Genomic DNA, 24,870 nt, shown 5'->3' on the forward strand with positions numbered 1-24,870 from the left:
TATGTAAAACTGAGGGTTTATTTTTTAAAATAGACTGCTACTGTCGTTAATTTTTTTTAATTTTAAAGAAAAACAATGGCCAATAGAGATTCATTTTTAAAAGAATTTAGAGGAGAAGTTTTAGGAACGACTAGTTCACAGTCATCTCCAGATGAAGTTTTTCAAAACCAAGTACTTCGGCCGATTCTAAAACTTCAGAACGATTTACTTATTTCAGTTTTTGTATATTATGTACAAAAAAACAAAGTTGATTTCTTTACTTTTTCGGTAGATAAAAAGTTACATGCGATTGAAAATTCCATTCAGAAGGATATTAAATTTCGAAACACTTTAAAAGGAATAGTAATCGGACTTTTTTCATTAGAAGAATACCAAAACTACATTCAAAATTCGTCTAGTTTAAATAAACGAATGATGACATTAATTATTGAGAGATTGCGAAGTCAAGTACAATTGCTAGAAATTCAACCGAATTAAAAAGTTTTCTTAAAGACCCAAACGACTACCAAATTATATTTATCTTTGTTTGTGATCAGCATTTCTTATGCTTTTCAACTTTTTTAAATTAATATGTAAAGTATGCAAAACATTCCTAGTGTAGACTTACGTGATTTCCTTTCGGACGACCCGGAACGTAAACAAAAATTTGTAAATGAAATCGGAAATGCATTTGAAAACATAGGCTTCGTTGCCTTAAAAGGTCATTTTTTAGAAGACCAATTGGTAAACGAGCTGTATGGTGAAATTAGAAAGTTTTTTGCCTTACCACTAGCGACTAAGCACGGCTACGAAATTCCCGAAATTGGCGGTCAAAGGGGGTACGTGTCTTTTGGAAAAGAACATGCTAAAGGCAGAAAAGAAGGCGATTTAAAAGAGTTTTGGCATTTTGGACAATATGTAGATTCAAGTTCAAAGTATGCTGCAGAATACCCAGATAATGTACAAGTAAGTGAGTTGCCTCGTTTTAATGTAGTGGGTAAACAAGCGTATCAAATGCTCGAAAAAACGGGCGTTTATGTGTTGCGCGCTTTAGCGTTGCATTTAGGTTTAGATGAATTTTATTTTGACCAATATGCGCACGAAGGAAATTCAATTTTGAGACCAATTCACTATCCTCCTATTACATCTGAGCCAGAAAATGCGATTCGAGCAGCAGCACATGGTGATATCAATCTAATTACATTGTTGATGGGGGCTCAAGGAAAAGGATTGCAAGTGCAAAACCACAACGGAGAATGGCTTGATGCAATTGCTGCAGAGGATGAATTAGTTATTAATGTGGGTGATATGTTGTCACGACACACCAATAATAAACTAAAATCTACCATTCATCAAGTAGTAAATCCGCCGAGAGAATTATGGGGAACTTCTCGTTATTCTATTCCGTTTTTTATGCACCCTGTTAGTGATATGAAACTAGATTGTTTAGCGAATTGTATAAATAGTGAAAATCCGAAAAAATTCGATGATATTACTGCAGGAGACTATTTGCACGAACGTTTGGTTGATTTAGGATTGATAAAAAAATAATAAATTAAAATCAAGTTATAAATTCCAAATTCCAAGGTTGTATTACTTTGGAATTTGGAATTTAATTTTTCAAAATTTCAGATACAATGGATTTACAAGACCAATTAAAAAATTTATTTCCCGATCACCAAGCAGCTCCAGAAGAAGAAATTATTGCTGAAGTAAAAGAATTGTGGATTCAGGACGAGCCAATGATTTGCAAATTTGAAAAGAGAAAAGGAAAACCAACAACTATAATTGAAGGCTACACCGGCGATCAAGAAGACTTTAAAATATTAGCTAAAGAAATTAAAACTAAGTTAAGTGTTGGTGGAAGTTACAAAGACGAATCCATTATCATTCAAGGTGATTACCGTGATAAAATTATGGCAATTTTAAAAAAGAAAGGATTTAAAGTTAAACGTGTTGGCGGATAAAATGCGTTAGAATACAAATTAATAAGTAAATGTTTTTAATAGAAAAAAGATCTTTTAAGTTTTAAACCTTCTTCTCTTTAAAAAAATTTGAATTTTGCTTCGCAGCAACGTAGTACCTTAAAAACTAAAACATGATTAAATCTTCAGAATTGATTTTAAATCCAGACGGAAGTGTCTATCACTTAAATTTACTTCCTGAAAATATAGCACACGATATTATTTTTGTAGGCGATCAAAATCGCGTAGAAAAAATTACGCAACATTTTGATTCCATTGAATTCTCAACTCAAAAAAGAGAATTTAAGACTCAAACCGGAATGTACAAAGGCAAACGAATTACGGTCATTTCAACCGGAATCGGTCCTGATAATATTGACATCGTAATCAACGAACTGGATGCTTTAGTAAATATTGATTTAAAAACGAGAAAAATAAAAAAAGAAATTAGTTCTTTAAATATTATTCGAGTAGGAACTTCGGGCTCACTACATGCAGATATCCCAGTAGATAGTTTTGTAATGTCTACTTTCGGACTAGGGTTAGACAATATGCTTCGCTCCTATTTAATCGATGAAGTTTCAAATGCGGCACTCGAAGAAGCTTTTTTTATTCATACTAATTGGGACATCCGAAAAGGAAAACCATATGTAATTGCTTGTTCTAATAAATTGGAAAAAATAATAGAAAGTGATCAAATCTTTAAAGGAATTACAGCTACCGCTGGCGGATTTTACGGTCCACAAGGAAGAGTTTTACGACTAAATATCCAAGATGAGAAGTTGAATAATAAGATGGATAGTTTTGACTTTAATGAAAATAGAATTACCAATTTAGAAATGGAAACTGCTGCAATTTATGGGCTTTCGGCTTTATTAGGACATCACGCTTTATCGCTAAATGCAATAATTGCCAACAGAGCTACAGGCGATTTTAGCGAAGATCCGTATAAGGCAGTCGATGAGCTAATAGCATATACTTTAGATAAACTGGCAAATAGTTAAAAAATGACAGCTACACATAAAAAAATTATATTTAAATATTACAGCGATTACTTACAAGATACTATTACAGAAACCATGTGGGCAGAAATAATAGATTTAGAAAAAGGACATTTTAAATTAGATAATATTCCGTTTTTTGGCCCGCTCATTGCGACAGGAGATTTATTTTATGCAGAGAAAGAAGCAGATGACGATCGCTTTGTGTACAAAAAGACGATCCAAAATTCTGGAAATTCAATTGTGCAAGTCATAATTTTAGAAAAAGATTTTGATACAGAAGTTATTAGAGAAAAACTTCAAGTAGTTCAATGTGTTTCAGAAGTTTTAAATGAAATCTTCTTTGCTGTAGAAATCACTAAAGATGTAGATTATTCTATCGTGAAAACTATCTTAACAGAATTTGAAACACTTTCTATACTGCAATTTGCAGAACCTTGTCTTTCAGAAAAGCACAGAACTGATTTATTGAAAAATTAAAATTTAAAACAATTATGACAACTATAAAAATAGCAGGAGTTCCAGAACATTTTAATTTACCTTGGCAATTATGTATTGATAATGGCGAATTTGAAGCCGAAAATATTGATTTAGAATGGACTGATGTTCCTGAAGGAACGGGGAAATTATGCCAAATGCTGCGAGACGGTTCCACTGATATTGCCGTAATATTAACCGAAGGGATTATAAAAGATATTGCAGCTGGTAATCCGAGCAAAATTGTTCAGATTTATGTAAAGTCACCTTTAATTTGGGGAATTCATGTTGCATCAAAATCAAAATATCAAACCATTGAAGATGTAAAAGATAGTACGATTGCTATTTCTAGAATTGGATCTGGTTCACAATTAATGGCCTATGTAAATGCTGCCAATCAAAATTGGAACAGCGACAATTTGAAATTCGAAATTATAAATACTATCGACGGTGCCGTCGAAGCATTGACCAATGAAACTGCAGACTATTTTATGTGGGAGCGTTTTATGACAAAACCACTAGTTGACCAAGGAATTTTTAGACGAATTGGAGATTGTCCTACGCCATGGCCTAGTTTTGTAATTGCTGTTAGAGAGGAATTTTTAGAAGAAAACGCAGAAGCAGTCGCTACAATATTAGAAATCATTAACACAACCACAGAAGATTTTAAATCGATTCCGAGTATCGACAGAACCTTAGCTGAAACATTTGGTCAAAAATTAGAAGATATTCAAGCTTGGCTGAAACTAACAGAATGGTCGCAAGAAAATTTTAGTGAAACCAAATTTAACACACTTCAAAACCAACTACTAGAACTGCGTATTATTAATAAAAAAAGTACTTTTGCTGAAATTATTAAAGCACTGTAAATTTGCTTTATAACTCCTATGATCGAAATAACAAAAATTGACATACAAAAAATAAAAGCCAAGTTGCGGGTTAAAAAACCTTGGGACAGGGTCATTATTTTGTTTTTGAGTATTTTTATCACAATTCCGCTCTTCATTATTTTACATCAAAACCTTATTGAGCTTAATTGGAGTTTTAATCTTGACCGTATTTTGCTGTTTATCGGCGTATTAGGGGGTGTTTATTTAATTTTATTTCAACTACGGACCATAATAATTATTTGCGTCGCGCTCTATTTATTGGTTTTGTTTTACGGAACCGTAATTGGAAATTATGGTTTCAATCAGATCTACGAAGATTACGATTCCATGATCTATACCATGACATACAATCCGTATCCCCAAGATTTAATTGTATCCAAACTTCTACCTTTTCCAAATAAATCATTGATTTTAAAGGCTATAGAATATCAGAATCCAAAGGTTAGAAATTTTGCGGTGATGGCCACGACCAAACATTTTAGAAATGTAAAAGGTTATTCAGAGTACCGCACTTTAATTCAATGTTTTGCTGCTTTCAAAGAAATTAATGCCCGCTGGAATTACGTTAATGATCCGAAGGATGGCGATTATATTGCAACAGCAAGCGAATCTTTGGAGTACTTTTCTGGTGACTGCGACGATCACTCTATACTGATGGCTGCGGCTGTCCGTTCTATTGGGGGAACACCACGATTAATTCACACCAAAGGACATATTTACCCTGAAATCTTAATTGGGAACAGAAGTGACTTAGAAGCAGTGAATTATTTAATAAAAAACATTCTTTTTGAGAAAGAAAGCTATGGAAAATCTTTGCATTATCACATTGATGAAAGAGATCAAATATGGTTGAACTTAGACTATACCGCTAAATATCCAGGAGGACCTTTTATGTCTGAAGAAATTTTAGGAGCGCTTACTCTAAACTAAATTCCTATACTAGTAATACTTCATTCTGCGGGAAATGGTTTTTTATTTTTTCGCGGAACAAACAACACTTTCACTGTAAAAAAAATACACGCCAAATGAATTCCGAGATATTACACGCCAAATTAAAAGAACATTTTGGTTTTGAAAAATTCAGACCCAATCAAGAAATAATTATTGAAACTATTCTTTCTAAAAAAGATGCCTTAGCTATCATGCCAACAGGTGGCGGAAAATCAATCTGTTTTCAATTACCAGCGCTACTTTTTTCTGGAATTACAGTAGTAGTTTCTCCGCTTATTGCTTTGATGAAAGATCAAGTAGACAGTTTAAAAGCTAACGGAATTGCGGCTTGCTTTATCAATAGTACACAATCTGACCAAGAGCAGCAATTTTATTTGGATTCATTGCGCAACAATATCATCAAATTAGTATACGTCGCTCCCGAAAGTTTGTCTTATTTAGAAAATGTTTTTAATTCTCTAGAAGTCAGCTTGATTGCCATCGACGAAGCACATTGTATTTCTGCCTGGGGACATGATTTTAGACCTGCCTACACTAATTTAGGTTACCTTAAAAACCGCTTCCCTTCTACTCCAATTTTGGCCTTAACAGCAACTGCCGATAAAGCTACGCGAACCGATATTGCACAACAATTAAACCTTAGAAATCCTGCCATATTTGTTTCTTCTTTTGATCGCAAAAATTTAAGTTTAGAAGTGCGACCCGCTTTAGACCGTGTGAAACAAATAATAGATTTTATTGCGACCAAACCCAATGAATCTGGAATTGTTTATTGTTTAAGCCGAAAAACTACCGAAGAATTAGCGAAAAAATTGCAGCAAAAAGGAATTAATGCCAAAGCATATCATGCGGGTTTAGAAGCAAAATTAAGAGCAAAAACACAAGATGATTTTATAAATGACGATTGTCAAATTGTCTGTGCAACTATTGCCTTTGGAATGGGAATTGACAAATCAAATGTGCGCTGGGTAATTCATTATAATTTACCTAAAAATATCGAAGGTTATTACCAAGAAATTGGCCGTGCTGGTCGTGACGGATTGCCTTCAGAAACAGTTCTATTTGAAAGTTATGCAGATGTTATTCAGCTACAAAAATTTGCATCAGAAGGTTTGAATGCGGATTTGCAATTGGCTAAATTAGAACGAATGAAACAATATGCGGACGCTTTAAGCTGCCGCAGAAAAATTTTACTTTCTTATTTTGGGGAATTAGTCACTGAAAATTGTGGTAATTGTGACATCTGTAAAAATCCTCCGGTTTTTTTTAACGGAACTATTTTAGCACAAAAAGCACTTTCGGCCGTGACTCGCTTACAAGAAAAAGAAACTTTGGCGGTAATAGTTGATTTTTTAAGAGGTTCTAAAAATGCACATATTTACGAAAAAGAATATCAAAACCTAAAAACGTACGGAATTGGTGCAGATGTTTCTTGGTACGATTGGAATCAATATTTAATTCAATTAATTAATCTAGGGTACCTTGAAATTGCTTTTCATCAAAACAATAGAATCTTATTAACATCACTCGCTCGAAAAGTTTTATTCGATGGAGAGAAAGTCCAATTAAATACTGTAGTTAAAAAAGTAGCTGAAACTAAAGAGGCCAAAGAAGTCAAAACAAAAACAATCAAGAACTCACTTTTTGAAATTTTACGAAAATTGCGTTATGACATTTCAAAGGAAGAAGAAGTTCCTGCTTACGTAATCTTTAACGACGCTACTCTTCGTCAATTTGAAAGCGTTAGACCAATGAGCGAAGAAGAATTAATCGCTATAGATGGTGTCGGAAAAGCAAAGCTCGAAAAGTACGGTGCGGAGTTTATCTCGGCAATTGTAGAATTTCAAAAAAACAAAAAAACAACTGCTAAAAAAGAAAGTAGCACGTACAAAACAACGTTAGAGCTTTATCAAAAAGGTATGTCTACTGATGAAATTTCGAAACAAAGAAAACTCGGAATTTCTACTGTAATTTCACACATTGCGAAATTATATATTGATGATCACATCACTGATTTAGGCGATTTTGTAACGCAAGAAGAAGTCGAGCAATTAAAGAAAGCACACAAGGAAATAAAAAGTACGACAGTTTTAAAACCATATTTTGATTATTTGGAAGAAAGAATGGCATATGATAAAATTCGCTTAGGCTTAGCGGTTATTGAAAAATCGAAAGAATTATCTCAGACGCTAAATAATAAAGCATATTCTGTTGATGAAATTCGAATTTCTCATGCAGAAGCATATAAAAAGTGGAATTCTGAAGAAGATTTACAGCTTACTAATTTCTTTAAAGAAGGCAAAGCCAACGCAGAAATTGCCAGTATATTGGGTAGAAACAGTGGTGCTATAGTATCTAGATTGAAGAAATTAGAACTAAAGTAAAAAAACCATATAAGTATTCAAGGTAGAATAACTTATATGGTTTTAAAATTTTATAAATAACGTTCTTCAAAAATCCGTTGGTGGTGCTTTTGATGACCAATTGTCACGAAACCCAAAGCACGAACCGAAATTTCATTGTTGGAAGCCGTTCCAATTCTTTTCAATTGCTCTTCTGAAAAACTTTTGTAAAGAAATAAGTTAGAATGCCGCACTGCTGATAATTCGGTAAGCAAACTTTGAATATTCCTCTGATTGGAATCTGTATTAACTATATACTCATTCTCATCGAAACCTGATAATGGTGTTTTGTCGTTTCTAGAAATTCGCAACGCACGATAAGCAAAAATTCTTTCGGTATCAATTACATGCTGTATAATTTCCTTAATCGTCCATTTTGCTTCCGCATAACGAAAATCAAATTTATCCATCGGAATATTTTGAACGAATTTTATAAAATCATGCAACGAAATTTCCAGTTCTTCAATCAAATCGCCCTCACCAGCTTGTTCAATATAAGTATGAAATGCACTACCGTATTCATTCTCTAATAATTGATCTGCCTTCATTTTTTATCTTTTATGCCGAATTTCTACTAGCATTAGTATTGCCAAAAAGAGAACGCGTTACAATTTTCTCATATACTTTCACCAATTCGCTATCGACAACTTCAGCTTTATTTAATTCATTAATTCTAAGCAGTGCATATTGTTGTATCGTCAACAGTGGCAATACGATACGTTCTCTAATATCAATAGAAGCTTTACCGTCAGGATAGTTTTCCATCAAAGTGGTATGCCCTGCAATTTTCAATAGTAAGCGTTCTGTTTCTGAAAATTCATCTGATATAATTTGCCAAAATTCACCAAACTCAGGATCCTCCTTCATGTAAGCAGTTAGTGGCAAAAATGATTTAGCCAAGGACATTGCACTGTTTTCCAAAAGCGTTTTAAAAAACAATGAATTGTGATATAAGTCGGTTACTTTATCCCATTGTCCTGTCGTTTCGAAATGCTTCAAAGCAGATCCTACTCCGAAAAACCCAGGTACGTTTTGCTTCAATTGACTCCATGATCCCACAAACGGAATTGCTCTTAAATCAGCAAAATCCAATTGATCTGATTTACTTCTCTTTGTCGGACGACTTCCAATATTTGTTTTCGAGTAGTATTTTAAAGTACTCATTTTCTCTAAGTAAGGTATAAACTTCGGATGGTTTTTAAAACTTAAATATTTTGAATACCCAAGTTCTGCTAATTCTTCCAGAATATCTTTTTCATCAGGAGATAATTCATTTTTTGACTTATTAAATACCTGATTCGTCACTCCTGCACTCAATAAATTCTCTAGGTTGTAACGACAAGAATCTAATGTTCCGAAATTAGAACTAATAGTTTGTCCTTGCACGGTGATCTGAATTTCATTATTCTCGATTGTTGGTCCTAACGAAGCGTAGAATTTATGTGTTTTACCACCCCCACGTGCTGGAGGTCCGCCACGTCCATCAAAAAAGACCACATCAACCTCATACTTTCTTGACATTTCTGTCAAAGTTTGTTTGGCTTTATAAATACTCCAATTTGCCATTAAGTAACCACCATCTTTAGTTCCGTCAGAAAAACCAAGCATAATAGTTTGTTTGTTTCCTCGTGAAGCCAGATGAATAGCGTATTCTGGATTAGTATACAATTGCTCCATAACCAAATGTGCTTTTTGTAAATCCTCGATCGATTCAAATAACGGAATAATATCTACAGTTGGTGCTTCCCAATTATTCAAACGAATCATTGCAAAAGTTTCCATTACATTCAACGCGCTTTCGTTATTACTGATAATATAACGATTGGCACCTTGTTCTCCATTATTTTCTTGAATTGTTTTAATAATTTGTATCGACTCTATTGTTGATTTGGTAATTTCATTTTCAAAATCAGCTGAATCTAAATTGCCCGTAACTTTCGCTACAATTTCAATCTTTTCGTCTTCTGATAAATCATAATAATTAGAAGGAAACATATCGCTCCCTGACTTTAAGTAATACGTGACAATGTCTTTGAAAACAGCGTTATGCACTCTACTATTTTGCCTGATATCAAGAGTTGCAAAATGAAATCCAAACAAATTAACTTTTACTTGCAACGATTCCAATTCGTCTAGATAAAGAGACTGATGTTTGTCTATAATAATTGTTCTAATTGCATTTAAGCGTTCTTTAAACTCATCCAAAGTGATGTACATTTCGCCTCTTGAATAAAAAACAGAACGGTATAATTTATGTTCTAACTCAGCAACTAAACCATCTACTCCAGAAAAAGTCAGTTTTCGTTTTAATTTTCTAATTTCAACGTAATAACATTTTAAAATAGAAGTTCGTAAACGTTCTGCTACCTTCAACGTGATTTCTGTTGTTACAAATGGATTTCCATCGCGATCCCCGCCTGGCCAAAATCCAAGTTTAATAATTTGATTCTGAATTGGATTGTTATGGAAGATATTTTTTTGCAAATACTGAACAATTTCGCCAGAAGTTTCATAAAATACGTTCTCTAAAAACCATATTAAGCTTACCGCTTCATCATAAGGATTTGGTTTTTCTGCCTGAATAAAAGGTGTTTTACCCAGTTGCGCCAATAAACGTTTGATTTCTAATAAATCATTTGTACGAATTGCATCGATCAAATCATTAATAATTCCGAGCACTGCACCTGGATAAAATTGTGTTGGATGCGCCGTTAGAACCGTACGGACATTAAAATTTTCGAAAAATTCAACTAATTCTTCGTCTTTTTCTTTAGCGTTCGCCTTCTCTTTTATATCACGAAGTGTACCGCGACCTTCCATGTTGTTAATTGCAGGAAAAGCAGCGTCCTCAATTGCATCAAAAAGAACAATTTGTCTTTCTATGTACTGAATGAAACGGAACATGATATCAATTTTCTCTTCTTCAGTAGCTAAAGTTAAATACTTTTCAGTAAACGAGTTAACAATTTCTTTCGGATTCTCTTGTTTTTTAAAACCTGATTCGCAAACATCTGTAAACAAAGGCAATAGAACACCTGTACTGTCAATAGAATCAAAAGGGAGTGTTATAAAAACACTGTTGTAAATATGATATTTTGAAAGAACATCTTGATTAAAACGTTCGATTTTTGGTAAAGTATACATAAATTATAGTTGGTTGTGTTGGTAATTAATAGTTGAAAAAAAACCTCAAGAAGCGATCCTTGAGGTAATTAATATTTTCCGTTCAAGATGAATTGCTTACATATTTTTAAAAATAGTATGCATCAAACGTTTCTTATCATTAATGCTTTCTTCTAATGAAATCATAGTTTCAGTTCTGTAAACACCCTCAATGTCATCAATCATAAAGATAACCTCCTTGGCATGTTTAGTGTCTTTTGCACGTATTTTGCAAAAAATATTAAATTTTCCTGTCGTTACTGACGCAACAGTTACAAAAGGAATTTGGTTAATACGTTCTAAAACAAATTTTGTTTGTGACGTATTGTTTAAAAATACACCAACGTAAGCAATAAATGAATAGCCTAATTTGTCATAGTCCAATGCTAATGAAGAACCCATTATGATTCCAGCATCTTCCATTTTTTTTACACGAACATGTACAGTTCCTGCAGAAATCAATAATTTTTTTGCGATGTCCGTAAAAGGAACTCTAGTATTATCGATCAACATATCTAAAATCTGGTGATCTACTTCATCTAAACGAAACTTACTCATAAATTCTTTATTAATATTATTATTTGTCACAACAAAGGATAAAAATATATAAAAAAAGCAATAAAATGATAATTATATTAAATTTTTATCAAACCATTAACAAATTCTATAGAATTGTCTAATTTAAAATTCGCAATTTCATTTAGTCTTGGAGTTTTTCCAAAATCATCACTGTACGCTGCTCCTTTTCCATCAAACTCGACATGTCCAAATTTTGATTCTAAATTGCTGATTTCTGAAAAATAAGCCTTAAAAACGATCTGATTGTCGATTAATTCCTCTTTGTATTGAGCAGCAAAATTCGTGATTATTTCTATACCATCATAATTTATTTTAATATTTTTATATATAAAATCATAAAAAATCGTGTTATTTTGTGAAATATTCAAATAATTATCAGTTTTGTCGATAACTATATCGTTTTCGTTTAAGTACGAAAAACTTGAAATTAATGCGAAAAATATAAATTTTCTAGTTTCCTCTCTCAGATAATCATTTTGAAAATGTCCTGCTTCAAATAAAATTGTTGGTACTCCAAGATTTTGAAACATATCGCCGATACAATTAATATTAAAAGAATCATCAAAACGCCCCACTTGTCCAGGAATATAATGCTGAAGTGTTTCATTAATTGCAGCAATCACATTAATAGCTTTTAGGCGAGATTCATTAATCTCTCGATCTTCATTATAAGCAGGAGCTAAAAACGAAGCAGTAGCCGGCTTTCCGTCGGTGCCTGCACCAAATATGGTACGTTGATCGTGTAAATTGAAACAGTAATCTGGCTGAAATTCTTCAAAAACTGCTCTTAAGATTTTACTTTCTGGCTGCGTAAGATTTTGGGAGTCTCTATTCAAGTCCACTTCATTAGCATTTACACGCGTATAAGCCGCAGCACCGTCAGGGTTTAATAATGGCAAAGCACAAAATGTAAATTTCTCAAGCATTTGTGTTGCATAAGACGAACCGCTGTGCAGTACATTAAAAAAGTCAAATAATGCTTTGGTTGTGGTTCCTTCGTTGCCGTGCATTTGCGACCACAAATAGATTTTAACGGAACCCGTTCCTATAGTATAACTGTATATTGGTTTACCAAGAACAGATTCGCCAACTTTTTTTAGCTGATTATTGGTGTTTAATTTTAATAATAGAGGCTCGACTTGCTCTAAAGTAATATACCTACCAAACAGTAATTCTTCTTTATTTTCTTTAAAAAGTATCTCTAAATTCATTGCTTAAATTTTAATTTACAAAAGTAAACATCTTTATATTTACATTTGTAAACAAATAAAATATTGGGAAATTTAGAATTGTAAACTCGAATTTTAGTTGGTGACAGGATATTATTAGTTTTAGTTGATACAAATGTAATCATCTATTTAAAATATAGTTATATTATTGCTTATCAGTTATTTAATACATTTTATATCAAGCTTAAGTTCATAGTTAATTACGCTCTATTTACAATTTACAACTGTAAAATAGGATAAATCAATATGTTTTATTACATTTGTAAACAAGTGTATTTGAAAATAAATTTACAATGGTAAACATCGAAGAATTCATTAAAAGGCTCGAAAAAATACTAGATTATTACAATCTAAATGCCTCCTCATTTGCTGATAAAATTGGTGTACAACGATCCAGTTTATCTCATCTGCTCTCGGGTCGAAATAAACCAAGTTTAGATTTTGTCCTCAAAATTTCAGAGGTTTTCCCCGAAGTAGATTTATATTGGATATTAAATGGCGAAGGTACTTTTCCTAAAGGTGATAGAAAACTGGAACAAAAAACAATTGCTCCTCTTGAAAGTAAAATAGTAACAGAAACTGTTTTTGAAAAAAAAAATAGTCCCGAAGATTTATTTTCAAAAATGGAATCTTCTCCAGTTGAAAATAAAAAAATCGAGACTTCAGATACTAGCAAGCAACTTCAAAATTTTAATAATAATGGTGAAGTTGATAAAATTGTATTCTTTTATAAGAATGGAACCTTCAAGATTTATAATTCATAAAAGTTATTTTATTGCGTATTTCAAAAATTTAAACTTATTTTCTGTTTTACGTGCTCATCGTCAATTTAAAAGTGAGACTGAATTTTTAGAGTTGAAGTCCATTTTCGGGAATCTTACCTAAAACTCCCTTAAAATGCATTTTTAAAATTGCTAAGTCTTGTTCGTAATTTCCTGTAGGCTTTAGTGGCTTTCCTAAATTAACTTCTTTTTTACCCCAATCAAATGCAACAGGAACTATGGGTACATCGGCTTTTAGTGCTATATAATAAAAACCGCTTTTTATCTCGTTTACTTTTTTACGAGTTCCTTCGGGAGCAACCGCCAACCGAAACACTTTTTTCTCTTCAAATATTTTAGCAATAGCCTCTACTTTGTTCAAACCACCAGATCGATCTAAAGGAGCTCCGCCAAGCCATTTAAAATAATAATTAAGTGGAAAGCGAAACAGCTCTTTTTTACCAACCCAGTTCATTTCTAATTCAGTAATACCTCGAGTAAAGACTCCCAAGTAAAAATCATGATTACTTGTGTGCGGCAATACCATCATGGCGCATTTTTTTAGGTCAGCATTTATACTTCCCACTATCTTCCATCCCATCAGTCTGAAAAAGATCCACTTGTATAATTGTTTCTTCATTATTTTGATTTAACTGGCAAAATAAATAATAAAATTGGTAAATTTGAGTAAAACGACCGTAAATGATTGTGAAATTTTTGAGTTATTTAATACCGATCAACATCTATAAGACGAAATCGCAAAGAAGTAAAACAATTGAGATTACTTGGGCGAATGGCGAAATGGTATTGGATACCAAAAATACCAATTATTCGTACGGAAGTTTGCAGCGTATTTTGCGTTATGGCCTACTAAAAATTGGTTTTAGCAAAATACGTGAAATGGATCGCATATTAGTCCTTGGCGTTGCTGGCGGAAGTGTCATTAAAACTTTAGCCGATGAAATTCAGTTCAAAGGAAAAATAACTGGGGTTGAAATCGATCCTGAAATCATTGCCATTGCGAACACTTATTTTAATTTGAAAGCAGTACCCAATCTAGAAATAGTAATTGATGATGCTTTTGAATACGTTTTAAAAACGAATACTTTGTTTGATTTGATTATTATTGATATTTTTGAGGATACGAAGATGCCTAATTTTTTATTCGAAAATTATTTTAGCAAAAGAGTTGTTACCATGTTAAAAAACAATGGATTTATTTTATTTAACACGATGTTGCTTGAACCAATTCATTCCGATCGAAATAAAAAATTTATTAGAGAAATAGATAAAGTTCTATTTTCGGTACAAGCTTTAAAGCGAGTCGAAGTACACAACGAACTTATTTTGATTCAGAAAAATAATTAATGCTAATATGAAAAATTTTGAAATGCTTTTCAATTCCTTCGAGCCTGCCCCGATAATAAACGCTATTGATTATAACAAATATGCTAAGATTAATTTATCGGTCTCTAATACTGAATTGACCGAAAATAAATTAGAAGCTGCGGAAGAATTCGAAGCGTATGTTGAAGATTTTTTGGAAAGCAACAATGCTAAAGTTGCGTATGGCGGCTATTTGGAAGAACGAAAATTATACAAGCGCAGCTCAATTTTTAATGATTCAAACAGTTCAGAACGCAACATGCACATTGGCTTAGATTTATGGATTAAAGCAGGAAGTGTGATTAATGCTCCGATTGAAGGAACAGTACACAGTTTTAAAAACAATATTGGTTTGGGTGATTACGGACCGACAATTATTTTAGAACATCAAATAGAAAATCTTCAATTTTATACTTTGTACGGTCATTTATCGCTAGAAAGCATAGCAGATCTTAAAGTTGGCAAGCTTTTTAAAAAGGGCGAACCCTTGGCAACATTAGGAAACAAGGACGTAAATGGGAATTACGCACCCCATTTACATTTTCAAATTATTAACACTATCGAAAACTATTGGGGAGATTATCCTGGCGTTTGTAGCAAACAAGATTTAGATTTCTACATGGAAAACTGTCCAAATCCCAATTTAATTTTAAACATTTAAAAACATGAAGAAAATTGTATTTATACTTTTAGCAGTTACATTATTTGTAGGTTGTAAGTCAAAAAAAGTAAACGAACCCGCAGCTCCAGAAGTAGCTAAAATTGTTGCTATTCCAGCAGCAGAGATCAATAGAAATCAACAAAATAAAGCCTATGATTTAGGAAGTCGCGTTTTGTTGACTTGTAATACTTCAAAATTTAAAGCTTTTGACGCGACTGAAGTTACAAAAGAAGTAATGGACAACACCACTATTGAGCGCATCTCTAAAACCTGTAGTAAATTTAGACAATGGTACGGTACTTTTATCGATTTAAAACTTGATGGTGTTTACAAAATTAACGGAGAAACCGTATATCGTTTTCGTGCTTTATACACTAAAAAAGTTGCTAATAAAGAATTGCGCGTAACTGTAAATGAAAATAATTTAGTTTCGGGGATTAAGTCTTTAGATTGGGATAATTCTTTTGAAAGTAAATTAAATAAATAAAAATTGTTTTTTTATTAAAATTCATACACTAATTTGGCTAATTTATACGAAATAAAAGACGAAATAAATTCAACTAGTTTCCAAAATTATTTGATTTTAAAAATATAAATTCTAGCCCTGACAGCAGCGCCATCCTTTTTTGCCGGGGTTCGGCATAAAAGATACAGCGGATGGCAGGAATAGCTCCTAAAAAAACAAAAGCCTCAAGTTAAAAATTAACTTGAGGCTTTTGTTTTACTATTTAATAGAAGACTATCCTCTAATTAATTTTCTATATTTCAAACGTTTTGGTGTTAAATCACCGCCCAAACGTTTCTTTTTGCTTTCTTCATATTCAGAGAAACTTCCTTCGAAGAAATATACTTCTGAATCGCCTTCGAATGCTAAAATGTGCGTACAAATACGGTCTAAGAACCATCTGTCATGCGAAATTACAACCGCACAACCGGCAAAACTATCCAAACCTTCTTCTAAAGCACGCAAGGTATTCACGTCCAAGTCGTTGGTCGGCTCATCTAATAACAGTACGTTTCCTTCCTCTTTCAACGTCATGGCCAAGTGCAAACGGTTGCGTTCTCCACCTGATAGAGTTGATACTTTTTTATTTTGCTCGCCACCACCAAAGTTAAAACGACTCAAATAAGCACGAGAATTGACTTGACGTCCGCCCATCATGATTAATTCTTGTCCGTCGGCAAAATTTTCCCAAATTGATTTTTCAGGATCAATTTTCGAGTGTGACTGATCGACATAAGCGATTTTTACCGTTTCACCCACAGAGAATTCTCCGCTATCGGTTTCTTGCTCGCCCATAATCATTCTGAAAATAGTTGATTTACCAGCACCATTGGGTCCAATAATACCAACAATTCCGGCTTGAGGAAGTGTGAAATTTAAGTTGTCGTATAATAATTTGTCTCCAAAAGCTTTGGCTACATTTTTTGCTTCAATAACATTTGTTCCTAAACGCGGTCCATTTGGAATGTAGATTTCTAATTTCTCATCCAATTGTTTTTGATCTTCGTTTAGCAATTTATCGTAATTCTGTAAACGCGCTTTTTGTTTGGTTTGGCGTCCTTTGGCTCCTTGACGCACCCAGTCCAACTCTCTTTCTAAGTTTTTACGACGTTTAGAAGCTACTTTTTCTTCTAATGCCATGCGACTCGATTTTTGATCCAACCAAGAAGAGTAATTTCCTTTCCATGGAATACCTTCTCCTCTATCCAGCTCTAAAATCCAACCTGCTACGTTATCCAAGAAATACCTGTCGTGCGTTACCGCAATTACAGTTCCTGCATATTGTGCCAAGTGCTGCTCCAACCAAAGTACGCTTTCTGCATCCAAGTGGTTGGTAGGCTCATCCAGAAGCAAAACGTCAGGTTGTTGCAACAACAAACGACATAAAGCTACACGACGGCGCTCACCACCCGAAAGATTTTTGATCGGTGTATCGCCTTCTGGAGTACGCAAAGCATCCATCGCAATTTCTAGTTTCGTATCGATTTCCCAAGCGCCCAATGCATCAATCTTATCTTGCAATGCCGCTTGACGATCCATCAATTTATCCATTTTATCTGCGTCTTCGTAATTTTCTGGAAGACCAAATAAGTCGTTTATTTTATTGTATTCGTCTAGAACTGCCATGGTTTCTGCCACACCTTCTTGCACGATTTCAAGAACCGTTTTGGTTTCATCCAATTGCGGTTCTTGCTCTAAATAACCAACAGTATATCCAGGTTGAAAAACTACATCTCCCTGATAATTTTTATCAACTCCTGCAATAATCTTTAAAAGAGAAGATTTACCAGAACCATTTAAACCAAGAATACCAATTTTCGCTCCGTAAAAGAAACTCAAATAAATATTTTTAAGAACAGGTTTATCTGCACCTTGATAGGTTTTACTCAATTTTTGCATTGAGAAAATTACTTTTTTATCGTCTGACATTCGTTATAAATTAAATTATTTACTTACTATTTTACTTTAAACTCTACCTTTTAAGGCATTAAAAACCCAAGCATTAGCTAAAAAACCAACACCCACCGCTGCGAATCCCCAGCCTGAGACTTCACTGTATTTAAAAACTCCAAGTCCAATTAACAGAAAACCCATACAGATCATTATAAAAGTTGCCCATCCTAAAATGGTATTTTTATTCATTCCCATATATTCAAAAATTATTTAACTGCAAAGGTCGGTAATTTTAACCGCTTAATTAAATATTTTCCAGAGCATTTCTTTTAGTAAATCAGATTGCGGCAAAGCATTCGCACCGACCCCTTTGCTTTTTACGTCAATGTCTCGAAGTGCAGCGATGACTTGGCTCACTTTTTTCATAGGATAATTTTTGAGCGCCACATCATATTCTTTCAAAAAATAAGGATTTACTCCAATTGCAGCTGCTACGGTTTTTGGATTTTTATCTTTCAGTCCGTGGTATTTTAACAATTGGATAAAGAAACCAAAAATTAATGCTGTAGTCATGACCAGAGGATATTCCTTTGGATTTTGAGCAAAGTTATCTGCAATTTTATACGCTTTAAGTTGATTGCGTTCTCCAATTGCTTTTCGAAGTTCAAAAACATTGTAATCTTTACTAAAACCAATATTTTCTTCGATATGATGTGGCGTGATCATGGTTCCTTGCGGCAAAATAATCTGGAGTTTTTCTAACTCATTATTTATCTTACTTAAATTAGTACCTAAAAATTCGACTAACATCGCATTCGCCTTAGGTTCTATATTATATTTTTTACCTGCTAAAACTCTTTTGATCCACTCTCCGACTTGATTTTCATAGAGTTTTTTACTTTCATAAACTAGTCCATTTTTAGCAAGCTCTTTGGTTACTTTTTTACGTTTGTCTAAGGTTTTATATTTGTAACAAATCACTAAAACAGTAGTTTCCATTGGTTTAGCGGCGTAGGATTCTAACTTGTCAATAGTTCGTGATAATTCTTGTGCTTCTTTTACAATGACCACTTGGCGTTCTGCCATCATTGGATATCGTTTTGCAGTTGAAATTATATCTTCAATCGAAACATCTCTTCCGTATAAAACAGTTTGATTAAAGCCTTTTTCTTCTTCAGATAAAATATTTTTTTCAATATATTCTGCCAATTTATCTATATAATAGGACTCCTCGCCCATTAAAAAATAAATAGGCTTTATATTTCCTGCCTTTATATCATTAACAATTTTTAAAACTTCGTCCATCTTATTTATTCAAGCTTAAATTCTAAAATTAAAACGAAAGTATAATACACTTGATTTAACCTTAAACTTTAAACAATTTAATTAATTTTGCGGCATGCAACCACTTAATTTTCCTTCGTATCCATTTCGATTCAAAAATAGCGAAAATAAATTGGCGATTTTTGATGAAATCAGGAAAAAGTTTATCATTTTAACTCCTGAAGAATGGGTTCGACAGCACATGATTCAGTTTTTGATTCTTGAAAAAAAATACCCAAAGTCATTAATCAATGTCGAAAAAGTGTTATTTGTCAACGGTTTGCGTAAAAGATATGATATTGTTGTCTACAACTCAGACGGTTCGATTTGTATTTTGGTTGAATGTAAAGCACCTGAAATCACGATTTCTCAAGCCACTTTTGACCAAATTGCACAATATAATATGACGTTAAATTCTCGATTTTTGACCGTGACAAACGGTTTGAGTCACTATTTTTGTCAAATGGATTTTGAAAATGAGAAGTATCATTTTTTAAAAGAGATTCCAACTTACAGTCCACAGTAATTTTAAAAAAATCAAAGTTGAAAGCAATAGCAGTTGTCATTTTAAATTGGAATGGTAAAAAATTATTAGAGCAATTTTTGCCTTCGATAATTCAGTTTTCGCCGGAAGCGACTATTTATCTCGCAGATAATGCATCGACAGATGATTCAATCACTTTCGTGAAAGATAGTTTTCCCTCGGTCAAAATTATTCGAAATACAGGAAATTATGGCTATGCTAAAGGCTATAACGAAGCACTACAAAGTGTTGAAGAAGAGTTTTATGCTTTGGTAAACTCTGACATTGAAGTAACCGAAAATTGGTTAAGACCTATCTTAAAAACATTTGCAACAGCGCCAAACACAGCTGCCATTCAGCCTAAGATTTTAGATTTTAAGAATAGGGGTTATTTTGAATATGCAGGAGCTGCGGGAGGTTTCATTGATAAATACGGTTATCCATTTTGTCGTGGCCGCATTTTTGAAACTATAGAAAAAGATGAGAGCCAGTACAATGATTCTACTGAAATTTTTTGGGCATCGGGTGCATGTTTTTTTATAAGAAAAAATGTGTACCGTAAATTAGGCGGTTTTGATGCCACTTTTTTTGCCCATCAAGAAGAAATTGATTTGTGCTGGAGAATTAAGAATCGTGGATATACCATAAAATACAATTCAAAATCAATAGTTTACCATGTTGGTGGCGCAACGTTGCAACAAGGCAATCCACACAAAACGTTTTTAAACTTTAGGAATTCTTTATACATGTTAGTTAAAAACTTGCCAAAGAAACACTTTTATGGCATTCTTTTTGCTCGTTTGGTTTTAGATGGAATAGCAGGAATTCGCTTTTTAACCCAAGGAAAATTCAAACACATTTGGGCAATTGTAAGAGCGCATTACTCGTTGTTTGGTAATTTTGGCTTGTATTATAAAAAACGCGAACAAACTCAAAACGGAGACTATTTTGCCGTAAAGAGCATTGTTTTTCTCTATTATTTTAAAAAAATGGTCACATTTAAAGATATCTTTAACAGTAATACCTATTTTAAAAACTAACTTTGTAATCTATGTTTAATTAAAAATTTGAAAAATTTATGAAAAAAGTAATAACAGCTCTATCGGTACTTATGGTTTTGAGTTCATGTGTTTCTAAAAAGAAGTACACGGATTTAGAATCTAAAAACAAAGAAACTCAAGATTTATTAAACAGTGCTACTGTAAAATTAAATACTTGTCTAGAAGAGAGAGCAGCATATGCTGCAACAGCAGCTAGTTTGAAAGATCAAAATAAAGATTTAATCAGCAGCTCAAAAGATTTAACAATGTTAACCTCGAAAGGAGCTCAAAATCTTGAAAAATCTTTAGAAAGTTTAAAAGAAAAAGATTTAAGAATCACTAGACTTCAAGACGCGTTAACTAAAAAAGACAGTGTTACGTTGGCTTTAGTAACTAGTTTGAAAAGCGTAGTAGGTATCAATGATCCAGATATTGAAATTAATGTTGAAAAAGGAGTAGTTTTCATCTCAATCGCTGATAAATTATTATTTAAAAGTGGTAAATATGAAGTTACTGATAAAGCAAAATCTGTTTTAGCAAAAGTAGCAAAAGTAGTTAACGACAAACCTGATTTTGAATGTATGGTTGAAGGTCACACTGATGACGTACCATTTAGAAGTAACGGAGTTTTATTGGACAACTGGGATTTAAGTGTTAAACGTTCTACCTCTATTGTTAGAGTTTTAACGAATGAATTGGGAGTTAATCCAGCGAAATTAATTGCTGCAGGAAGAAGTTCATACGTTCCTTTGGTAGCTAACGATTCTGCAGAAAATAAAGCGCGTAACAGAAGAACTCGTATTGTTGTGATGCCTAAAATTGATCAATTCTACGAAATGATTGAAAAAGAAATGAAAAACCAATCAAAATAAAAGATTATTTTTTATAGGATTATAGAAAAAAAGCAGGTCAATTGACCTGCTTTTTTTATGCTTATTATTTTAATTGTTGACTCAAATCAATTAGATTTAATTTTTTTATAAGATATCGATACTCCCTTTACCTTCCCTTATAATAACAGGCTCATTTTCTGATAAATCGATAATTGTCGAAGCCACGTTATCTCCATACCCACCATCGATTACCAAATCTACTATACTTTGCCATTTTTCAAATATTAATTCTGGATCAGTGGTATATTCGATTACATCGTCTTCATCACGAATAGAAGTGGAAACAATTGGATTACCTAACAATTTTACGATTTGTAACACAATTGCGTTATCGGGCACACGAATACCAACGGTTGTCTTCTTTTTAAACTCTTTCGGCAAATTATTATTTCCTGGCAAAATAAACGTGTAAGGCCCAGGCAACGCTCTTTTAAGAATTTTAAAAGTAGACGTATCAATTTGTCTTACATAATCTGAGAGATTACTTAAATCGTGACAAATAAATGAAAACTTAGCCTTATCAAGTTTTACTCCCTTTATTCTAGCAATTTTTTCTAAAGCTCGTGAGTTTGTAATATCACAACCCAAACCGTAAACGGTATCTGTAGGGTAAATTACCAAACCTCCGTTTTTTAAAACCTTCACTACTTTTTCAATTGCAGCTTCACTGGGTTTGTCTGGGTATATTTTTATAAATTCTGCCATTGTATTTTTATATAACGTATTAAATATTAAACTAAAGTTACTCTTTTCAATCCAAACTGTTTACATGTTTAAGAGAATATTGCAACAATTGTTAAAATAATTGGAAGATTGGAAACTTTATATGATTTTACATAGCTATTTGTTAGCCAATTACATCTAATTTTGCAAAACGCAGCAGAAGCTTTTTAATTCCTCCTACTTCAAATTTAATTTCTGCTTTCTTGTCTGCTCCCACTCCTTCAATATTTATAATTTCACCTTTTCCAAATCGTTCGTGCATCACTATATTTCCAGAAAGTAATTTACTGTCAAATAAATTGGGGTTCGCCGAAGCAGCACCACTTGAAACTGGTTTCAATTTGCGAATATTAATTTCTGATTTAGGATCACTATCGGAAAACGTTTTTGGTGGAGTGCCTCCAACAGGTTTCATCGATCTAAATTTTGACTTGTCAACATCACCAAAAATATCTTTATCGATCATTGGTTTAAAGCGATAATTACTTTCAGAAGGGGTTAAATATTCTAAATATTGTCCGTCAATCTCTTCAATAAAACGCGAAGGTTCACTGTCTGTCAATTTTCCCCATCGGTAACGCCATTGTGCATACGTTAAATAGGCCTGATATTCTGCCCTGGTCAAAGCAACGTAAAACAAGCGACGCTCTTCTTCTAATTCGCTTCGGGTGCTCATGCTCATTGCACTCGGGAACAAATCTTCTTCCATTCCCACCACAAAAACCTGCGGAAATTCTAATCCTTTTGCCAAGTGAATGGTCATCAGCGCCACTCGATCTTCATCTGAAGTATCTTTGTCTAAATCGGTTGCTAAGGCTACATCTTCCATAAATTCGGCCAACGCACCACGCGCACCATCAATTTCCTTTTGACCTTCGGTAAAATCTTTAATACCGTTTAGTAATTCTTCTATATTTTGGATTTTTGCCATTCCTTCAGGCGTGGCATCTTTTTTTAATTCTTGAACTAATCCTGTTTTTTTAGCAACATGATCCGTGATATAAAAAGCATCTTGATTTTCGTTAATTACCTGAAAACTCTGAATCATCGTTACAAAATCATTCAATTTATTTTTGGTACCAGAATTTAATTTTAAATCGATTTTATCAATATTCTGCATTACTTCCCAAATCGATCTTTTGTAATGATTGGCGGCAATTGTTAACTTTTCGACAGTTGTATCTCCAATTCCACGAGCGGGATAATTAATAACACGAATTAATGCTTCTTCATCTTTTGGGTTAATCACCAAACGCAAATAGCACAAAACATCTTTGATTTCCTTTCTTTGATAAAAAGACAAACCACCATAAATCCGGTACGGAATATCGCGTTTGCGCAGCGCATCTTCCATTGCGCGAGATTGTGCATTGGTTCGGTATAAAATCGCAAAAGCACCATTAGGCAGTTGATTTTGCATTTTTTGTTCGAAAATGGTACTTGCCACAAAACGACCTTCTTCGGCATCGGTCAAACTGCGGTGCACTTTAATTTTGGGTCCAAAATCATTGGCTGTCCAAACAATTTTATCCAGTTTGGTTTTATTCTTTTCTATGATTGTATTAGCTGCTTCAACGATATTTTTTGTTGAACGATAATTTTGCTCTAATCGAAACATTTTTACACCTTCATAATCTTTCTGAAAGTTTAAAATATTATTAATGTTTGCCCCACGAAATGCATAAATACTTTGTGCATCGTCTCCTACCACGCAAATGTTCTGAAATTTGTCCGATAAGGCTCTAACAATTAAATATTGAGAGTGATTGGTATCTTGGTACTCATCGACCAAAATATAGCGAAAACGATTTTGATATTTGGCCAGAACTTCAGGAAACAAATTCAGTAATTCATTTGTTTTTAAAAGTAAATCGTCAAAATCCATTGCACCTGCTTTAAAACAACGATTTACGTATTCCTGGTAAATTTCACCCATTCGTGGCTTTTTCGCCATGGCATCAGCTTCCTGCAACTCTGGATTATTAAAATAAGCTTTAACGGTAATTAAACTGTTTTTATAACTCGAAATTTTGCTCAAAACTTGTTTGGGCTTATACACATCTCGATCCAACTGCATTTCTTTAATTATAGAAGAAAGTAAGCGCGCAGAATCTTGTGAATCGTAAATAGTAAAATTGGAAGGATAACCTAACAAATCGGCTTCAGAACGCAAAATTCTAGCAAAAACAGAGTGAAAAGTACCCATCCAAAGGTTTTTAGCTTCGGCTGCACCCACAATACTCGAAATACGCTGCTTCATTTCGCGAGCTGCTTTATTGGTAAATGTGAGCGATAAGATACTAAAAGCATCTACTCCCAAACTCATTAAATACGCAATACGAATGGTTAAAACCCTTGTTTTCCCTGAACCGGCACCCGCAATAATAATCATTGGTCCGTCTTTTTGTAAAACAGGTTCGCGTTGTGCTTCGTTAAGTTGATCTATATATTTTTGCATGAAAAATTTCTATTTATGCAAAAATAAGAATTAAAAACTTGATTTTAAATGAAACTAAAAAAGAGGCTGC

The 24,870-nt window shown here is 33.3% G+C and carries 25 protein-coding genes; 15 read left to right on the top strand and 10 right to left on the bottom strand.

Annotated features, from left to right (window positions below; genetic code table 11):
* Positions 1-75: 75 nt before the first annotated feature.
* The 8 genes from AP058_RS08550 (at position 76) to recQ (ending at position 7,646) form a co-directional block, all read left to right on the top strand.
* On the top strand, positions 76-477 hold the full coding sequence (locus AP058_RS08550; RefSeq protein ID WP_066309222.1) for a glyoxalase: 402 nt from the start codon (positions 76-78) through the stop codon (positions 475-477).
* Positions 478-579: 102 nt separating this feature from the next.
* Positions 580-1,530 (top strand): isopenicillin N synthase family oxygenase, encoded by a 951-nt coding sequence (locus AP058_RS08555; protein ID WP_066309225.1) that lies wholly within the window; start codon positions 580-582, stop codon positions 1,528-1,530.
* An 86-nt stretch (positions 1,531-1,616) separates the two neighbouring features.
* Positions 1,617-1,946 carry a translation initiation factor gene (locus AP058_RS08560; RefSeq protein ID WP_066309228.1) on the top strand — a complete coding sequence of 110 codons (330 nt, stop codon included), beginning with the start codon at positions 1,617-1,619 and terminating at the stop codon, positions 1,944-1,946.
* Positions 1,947-2,077: 131 nt separating this feature from the next.
* A complete protein-coding gene (locus tag AP058_RS08565; RefSeq protein ID WP_066309231.1) occupies positions 2,078-2,947 on the top strand; it encodes a nucleoside phosphorylase in 870 nt (289 codons plus the stop codon).
* Positions 2,948-2,950: 3 nt separating this feature from the next.
* Entirely contained in the window at positions 2,951-3,424 is a 474-nt protein-coding gene (locus AP058_RS08570; RefSeq protein WP_066309233.1) for a DUF4265 domain-containing protein, read from the top strand.
* Between the two features lie 14 nt (positions 3,425-3,438).
* On the top strand, positions 3,439-4,290 hold the full coding sequence (locus tag AP058_RS08575; protein WP_066309234.1) for a substrate-binding domain-containing protein: 852 nt from the start codon (positions 3,439-3,441) through the stop codon (positions 4,288-4,290).
* A gap of 18 nt (positions 4,291-4,308) precedes the next feature.
* On the top strand, positions 4,309-5,241 hold the full coding sequence (locus tag AP058_RS08580) for a transglutaminase (RefSeq protein ID WP_066309235.1): 933 nt from the start codon (positions 4,309-4,311) through the stop codon (positions 5,239-5,241).
* 95 nt (positions 5,242-5,336) lie between these two features.
* A complete protein-coding gene (recQ, locus tag AP058_RS08585) occupies positions 5,337-7,646 on the top strand; it encodes a DNA helicase RecQ (protein WP_066309237.1) in 2,310 nt (769 codons plus the stop codon).
* A 50-nt stretch (positions 7,647-7,696) separates the two neighbouring features.
* Here recQ and AP058_RS08590 read toward each other — a convergent pair whose 3' ends face one another.
* The 4 genes from AP058_RS08590 to AP058_RS08605 all read right to left on the bottom strand — a co-directional run bounded on the left by AP058_RS08590 (position 7,697) and on the right by AP058_RS08605 (position 12,616).
* Positions 7,697-8,212 carry a DinB family protein gene (locus tag AP058_RS08590; RefSeq protein WP_066309239.1) on the bottom strand — a complete coding sequence of 172 codons (516 nt, stop codon included), beginning with the start codon at positions 8,210-8,212 and terminating at the stop codon, positions 7,697-7,699.
* Between the two features lie 10 nt (positions 8,213-8,222).
* A complete protein-coding gene (locus AP058_RS08595; protein ID WP_066309242.1) occupies positions 8,223-10,808 on the bottom strand; it encodes a phosphoenolpyruvate carboxylase in 2,586 nt (861 codons plus the stop codon).
* Between the two features lie 96 nt (positions 10,809-10,904).
* Positions 10,905-11,384: an Lrp/AsnC family transcriptional regulator gene (locus tag AP058_RS08600; RefSeq protein ID WP_007805990.1), complete on the bottom strand. Its 480-nt coding sequence runs from the start codon at positions 11,382-11,384 to the stop codon at positions 10,905-10,907.
* A 77-nt stretch (positions 11,385-11,461) separates the two neighbouring features.
* Entirely contained in the window at positions 11,462-12,616 is a 1,155-nt protein-coding gene (locus AP058_RS08605) for a M14 metallopeptidase family protein (protein WP_066309244.1), read from the bottom strand.
* 311 nt (positions 12,617-12,927) lie between these two features.
* On the opposite strand from AP058_RS08605, the gene AP058_RS08610 reads away from it, so the two are divergent.
* The gene (locus AP058_RS08610; protein WP_066309245.1) at positions 12,928-13,398 is read left to right on the top strand and encodes a helix-turn-helix transcriptional regulator; all 471 of its coding nucleotides are present in this window, start codon (positions 12,928-12,930) and stop codon (positions 13,396-13,398) included.
* A gap of 85 nt (positions 13,399-13,483) precedes the next feature.
* Here AP058_RS08610 and AP058_RS08615 read toward each other — a convergent pair whose 3' ends face one another.
* Entirely contained in the window at positions 13,484-14,035 is a 552-nt protein-coding gene (locus AP058_RS08615; RefSeq protein ID WP_066309248.1) for a 1-acyl-sn-glycerol-3-phosphate acyltransferase, read from the bottom strand.
* Between the two features lie 62 nt (positions 14,036-14,097).
* Between AP058_RS08615 and AP058_RS08620 the strand changes: the two genes are divergently transcribed.
* Genes AP058_RS08620 through AP058_RS08630 form a run of 3 tightly spaced genes read left to right on the top strand, consistent with a single transcriptional unit; the run spans position 14,098 to position 15,929 of the window.
* Entirely contained in the window at positions 14,098-14,763 is a 666-nt protein-coding gene (locus AP058_RS08620; protein ID WP_066309250.1) for a spermidine synthase, read from the top strand.
* A 7-nt stretch (positions 14,764-14,770) separates the two neighbouring features.
* Positions 14,771-15,442, top strand: coding sequence for a peptidoglycan DD-metalloendopeptidase family protein (locus tag AP058_RS08625; protein ID WP_066309253.1), 672 nt, complete (start codon positions 14,771-14,773; stop codon positions 15,440-15,442).
* Positions 15,443-15,446: 4 nt separating this feature from the next.
* Positions 15,447-15,929 carry a hypothetical protein gene (locus tag AP058_RS08630; RefSeq protein WP_066309255.1) on the top strand — a complete coding sequence of 161 codons (483 nt, stop codon included), beginning with the start codon at positions 15,447-15,449 and terminating at the stop codon, positions 15,927-15,929.
* Between the two features lie 252 nt (positions 15,930-16,181).
* Here the strand turns inward: AP058_RS08630 and ettA are convergent, their stop codons facing one another.
* From ettA to holA, 3 genes are read right to left on the bottom strand one after another with little or no spacing between them, the layout of a single operon-like run.
* On the bottom strand, positions 16,182-17,876 hold the full coding sequence (gene ettA / locus AP058_RS08635; protein ID WP_066309257.1) for an energy-dependent translational throttle protein EttA: 1,695 nt from the start codon (positions 17,874-17,876) through the stop codon (positions 16,182-16,184).
* Between the two features lie 36 nt (positions 17,877-17,912).
* Positions 17,913-18,095 (bottom strand): CAL67264 family membrane protein, encoded by a 183-nt coding sequence (locus AP058_RS08640; protein ID WP_066309260.1) that lies wholly within the window; start codon positions 18,093-18,095, stop codon positions 17,913-17,915.
* 45 nt (positions 18,096-18,140) lie between these two features.
* Positions 18,141-19,145, bottom strand: coding sequence for a DNA polymerase III subunit delta (gene holA / locus AP058_RS08645; RefSeq protein WP_066309261.1), 1,005 nt, complete (start codon positions 19,143-19,145; stop codon positions 18,141-18,143).
* 94 nt (positions 19,146-19,239) lie between these two features.
* Between holA and AP058_RS08650 the strand changes: the two genes are divergently transcribed.
* Genes AP058_RS08650 through AP058_RS08660 form a run of 3 tightly spaced genes read left to right on the top strand, consistent with a single transcriptional unit; the run spans position 19,240 to position 21,598 of the window.
* Positions 19,240-19,689 (top strand): type I restriction enzyme HsdR N-terminal domain-containing protein, encoded by a 450-nt coding sequence (locus AP058_RS08650; RefSeq protein ID WP_066309262.1) that lies wholly within the window; start codon positions 19,240-19,242, stop codon positions 19,687-19,689.
* 17 nt (positions 19,690-19,706) lie between these two features.
* Positions 19,707-20,726, top strand: a complete 1,020-nt coding sequence (locus AP058_RS08655; protein WP_066309266.1) for a glycosyltransferase family 2 protein — start codon at positions 19,707-19,709, stop codon at positions 20,724-20,726.
* Positions 20,727-20,764: 38 nt separating this feature from the next.
* Entirely contained in the window at positions 20,765-21,598 is an 834-nt protein-coding gene (locus tag AP058_RS08660) for an OmpA family protein (protein WP_066309268.1), read from the top strand.
* A gap of 105 nt (positions 21,599-21,703) precedes the next feature.
* Here AP058_RS08660 and AP058_RS08665 read toward each other — a convergent pair whose 3' ends face one another.
* Both AP058_RS08665 and AP058_RS08670 read right to left on the bottom strand, forming a co-directional pair.
* Positions 21,704-22,324, bottom strand: a complete 621-nt coding sequence (locus tag AP058_RS08665; RefSeq protein WP_066309270.1) for an L-threonylcarbamoyladenylate synthase — start codon at positions 22,322-22,324, stop codon at positions 21,704-21,706.
* 142 nt (positions 22,325-22,466) lie between these two features.
* Complete coding sequence (locus AP058_RS08670; protein WP_066309273.1) at positions 22,467-24,800, bottom strand: ATP-dependent helicase; 2,334 nt, start codon at positions 24,798-24,800, stop codon at positions 22,467-22,469.
* Positions 24,801-24,870 lie beyond the last annotated feature (70 nt).

Origin of the sequence: Flavobacterium sp. TAB 87 (genome assembly GCF_001529295.1) — a bacterium.
In the GTDB taxonomy this organism is placed as follows: domain Bacteria; phylum Bacteroidota; class Bacteroidia; order Flavobacteriales; family Flavobacteriaceae; genus Flavobacterium.

Bases quoted from the DNA above. Each gene is read 5' to 3' on its own strand.
- AP058_RS08550 (WP_066309222.1), top strand. From the start codon at position 76: ATGGCCAATAGAGATTCATTTTTAAAAGAATTTAGAGGAGAAGTTTTA.
- AP058_RS08555 (WP_066309225.1), top strand. From the start codon at position 580: ATGCAAAACATTCCTAGTGTAGACTTACGTGATTTCCTTTCGGACGAC.
- AP058_RS08560 (WP_066309228.1), top strand. From the start codon at position 1,617: ATGGATTTACAAGACCAATTAAAAAATTTATTTCCCGATCACCAAGCA.
- AP058_RS08565 (WP_066309231.1), top strand. From the start codon at position 2,078: ATGATTAAATCTTCAGAATTGATTTTAAATCCAGACGGAAGTGTCTAT.
- AP058_RS08570 (WP_066309233.1), top strand. From the start codon at position 2,951: ATGACAGCTACACATAAAAAAATTATATTTAAATATTACAGCGATTAC.
- AP058_RS08575 (WP_066309234.1), top strand. From the start codon at position 3,439: ATGACAACTATAAAAATAGCAGGAGTTCCAGAACATTTTAATTTACCT.
- AP058_RS08580 (WP_066309235.1), top strand. From the start codon at position 4,309: ATGATCGAAATAACAAAAATTGACATACAAAAAATAAAAGCCAAGTTG.
- recQ (WP_066309237.1), top strand. From the start codon at position 5,337: ATGAATTCCGAGATATTACACGCCAAATTAAAAGAACATTTTGGTTTT.
- AP058_RS08590 (WP_066309239.1), bottom strand. From the start codon at position 8,212: ATGAAGGCAGATCAATTATTAGAGAATGAATACGGTAGTGCATTTCAT.
- AP058_RS08595 (WP_066309242.1), bottom strand. From the start codon at position 10,808: ATGTATACTTTACCAAAAATCGAACGTTTTAATCAAGATGTTCTTTCA.
- AP058_RS08600 (WP_007805990.1), bottom strand. From the start codon at position 11,384: ATGAGTAAGTTTCGTTTAGATGAAGTAGATCACCAGATTTTAGATATG.
- AP058_RS08605 (WP_066309244.1), bottom strand. From the start codon at position 12,616: ATGAATTTAGAGATACTTTTTAAAGAAAATAAAGAAGAATTACTGTTT.
- AP058_RS08610 (WP_066309245.1), top strand. From the start codon at position 12,928: ATGGTAAACATCGAAGAATTCATTAAAAGGCTCGAAAAAATACTAGAT.
- AP058_RS08615 (WP_066309248.1), bottom strand. From the start codon at position 14,035: ATGAAGAAACAATTATACAAGTGGATCTTTTTCAGACTGATGGGATGG.
- AP058_RS08620 (WP_066309250.1), top strand. From the start codon at position 14,098: ATGATTGTGAAATTTTTGAGTTATTTAATACCGATCAACATCTATAAG.
- AP058_RS08625 (WP_066309253.1), top strand. From the start codon at position 14,771: ATGAAAAATTTTGAAATGCTTTTCAATTCCTTCGAGCCTGCCCCGATA.
- AP058_RS08630 (WP_066309255.1), top strand. From the start codon at position 15,447: ATGAAGAAAATTGTATTTATACTTTTAGCAGTTACATTATTTGTAGGT.
- ettA (WP_066309257.1), bottom strand. From the start codon at position 17,876: ATGTCAGACGATAAAAAAGTAATTTTCTCAATGCAAAAATTGAGTAAA.
- AP058_RS08640 (WP_066309260.1), bottom strand. From the start codon at position 18,095: ATGGGAATGAATAAAAATACCATTTTAGGATGGGCAACTTTTATAATG.
- holA (WP_066309261.1), bottom strand. From the start codon at position 19,145: ATGGACGAAGTTTTAAAAATTGTTAATGATATAAAGGCAGGAAATATA.
- AP058_RS08650 (WP_066309262.1), top strand. From the start codon at position 19,240: ATGCAACCACTTAATTTTCCTTCGTATCCATTTCGATTCAAAAATAGC.
- AP058_RS08660 (WP_066309268.1), top strand. From the start codon at position 20,765: ATGAAAAAAGTAATAACAGCTCTATCGGTACTTATGGTTTTGAGTTCA.
- AP058_RS08665 (WP_066309270.1), bottom strand. From the start codon at position 22,324: ATGGCAGAATTTATAAAAATATACCCAGACAAACCCAGTGAAGCTGCA.
- AP058_RS08670 (WP_066309273.1), bottom strand. From the start codon at position 24,800: ATGCAAAAATATATAGATCAACTTAACGAAGCACAACGCGAACCTGTT.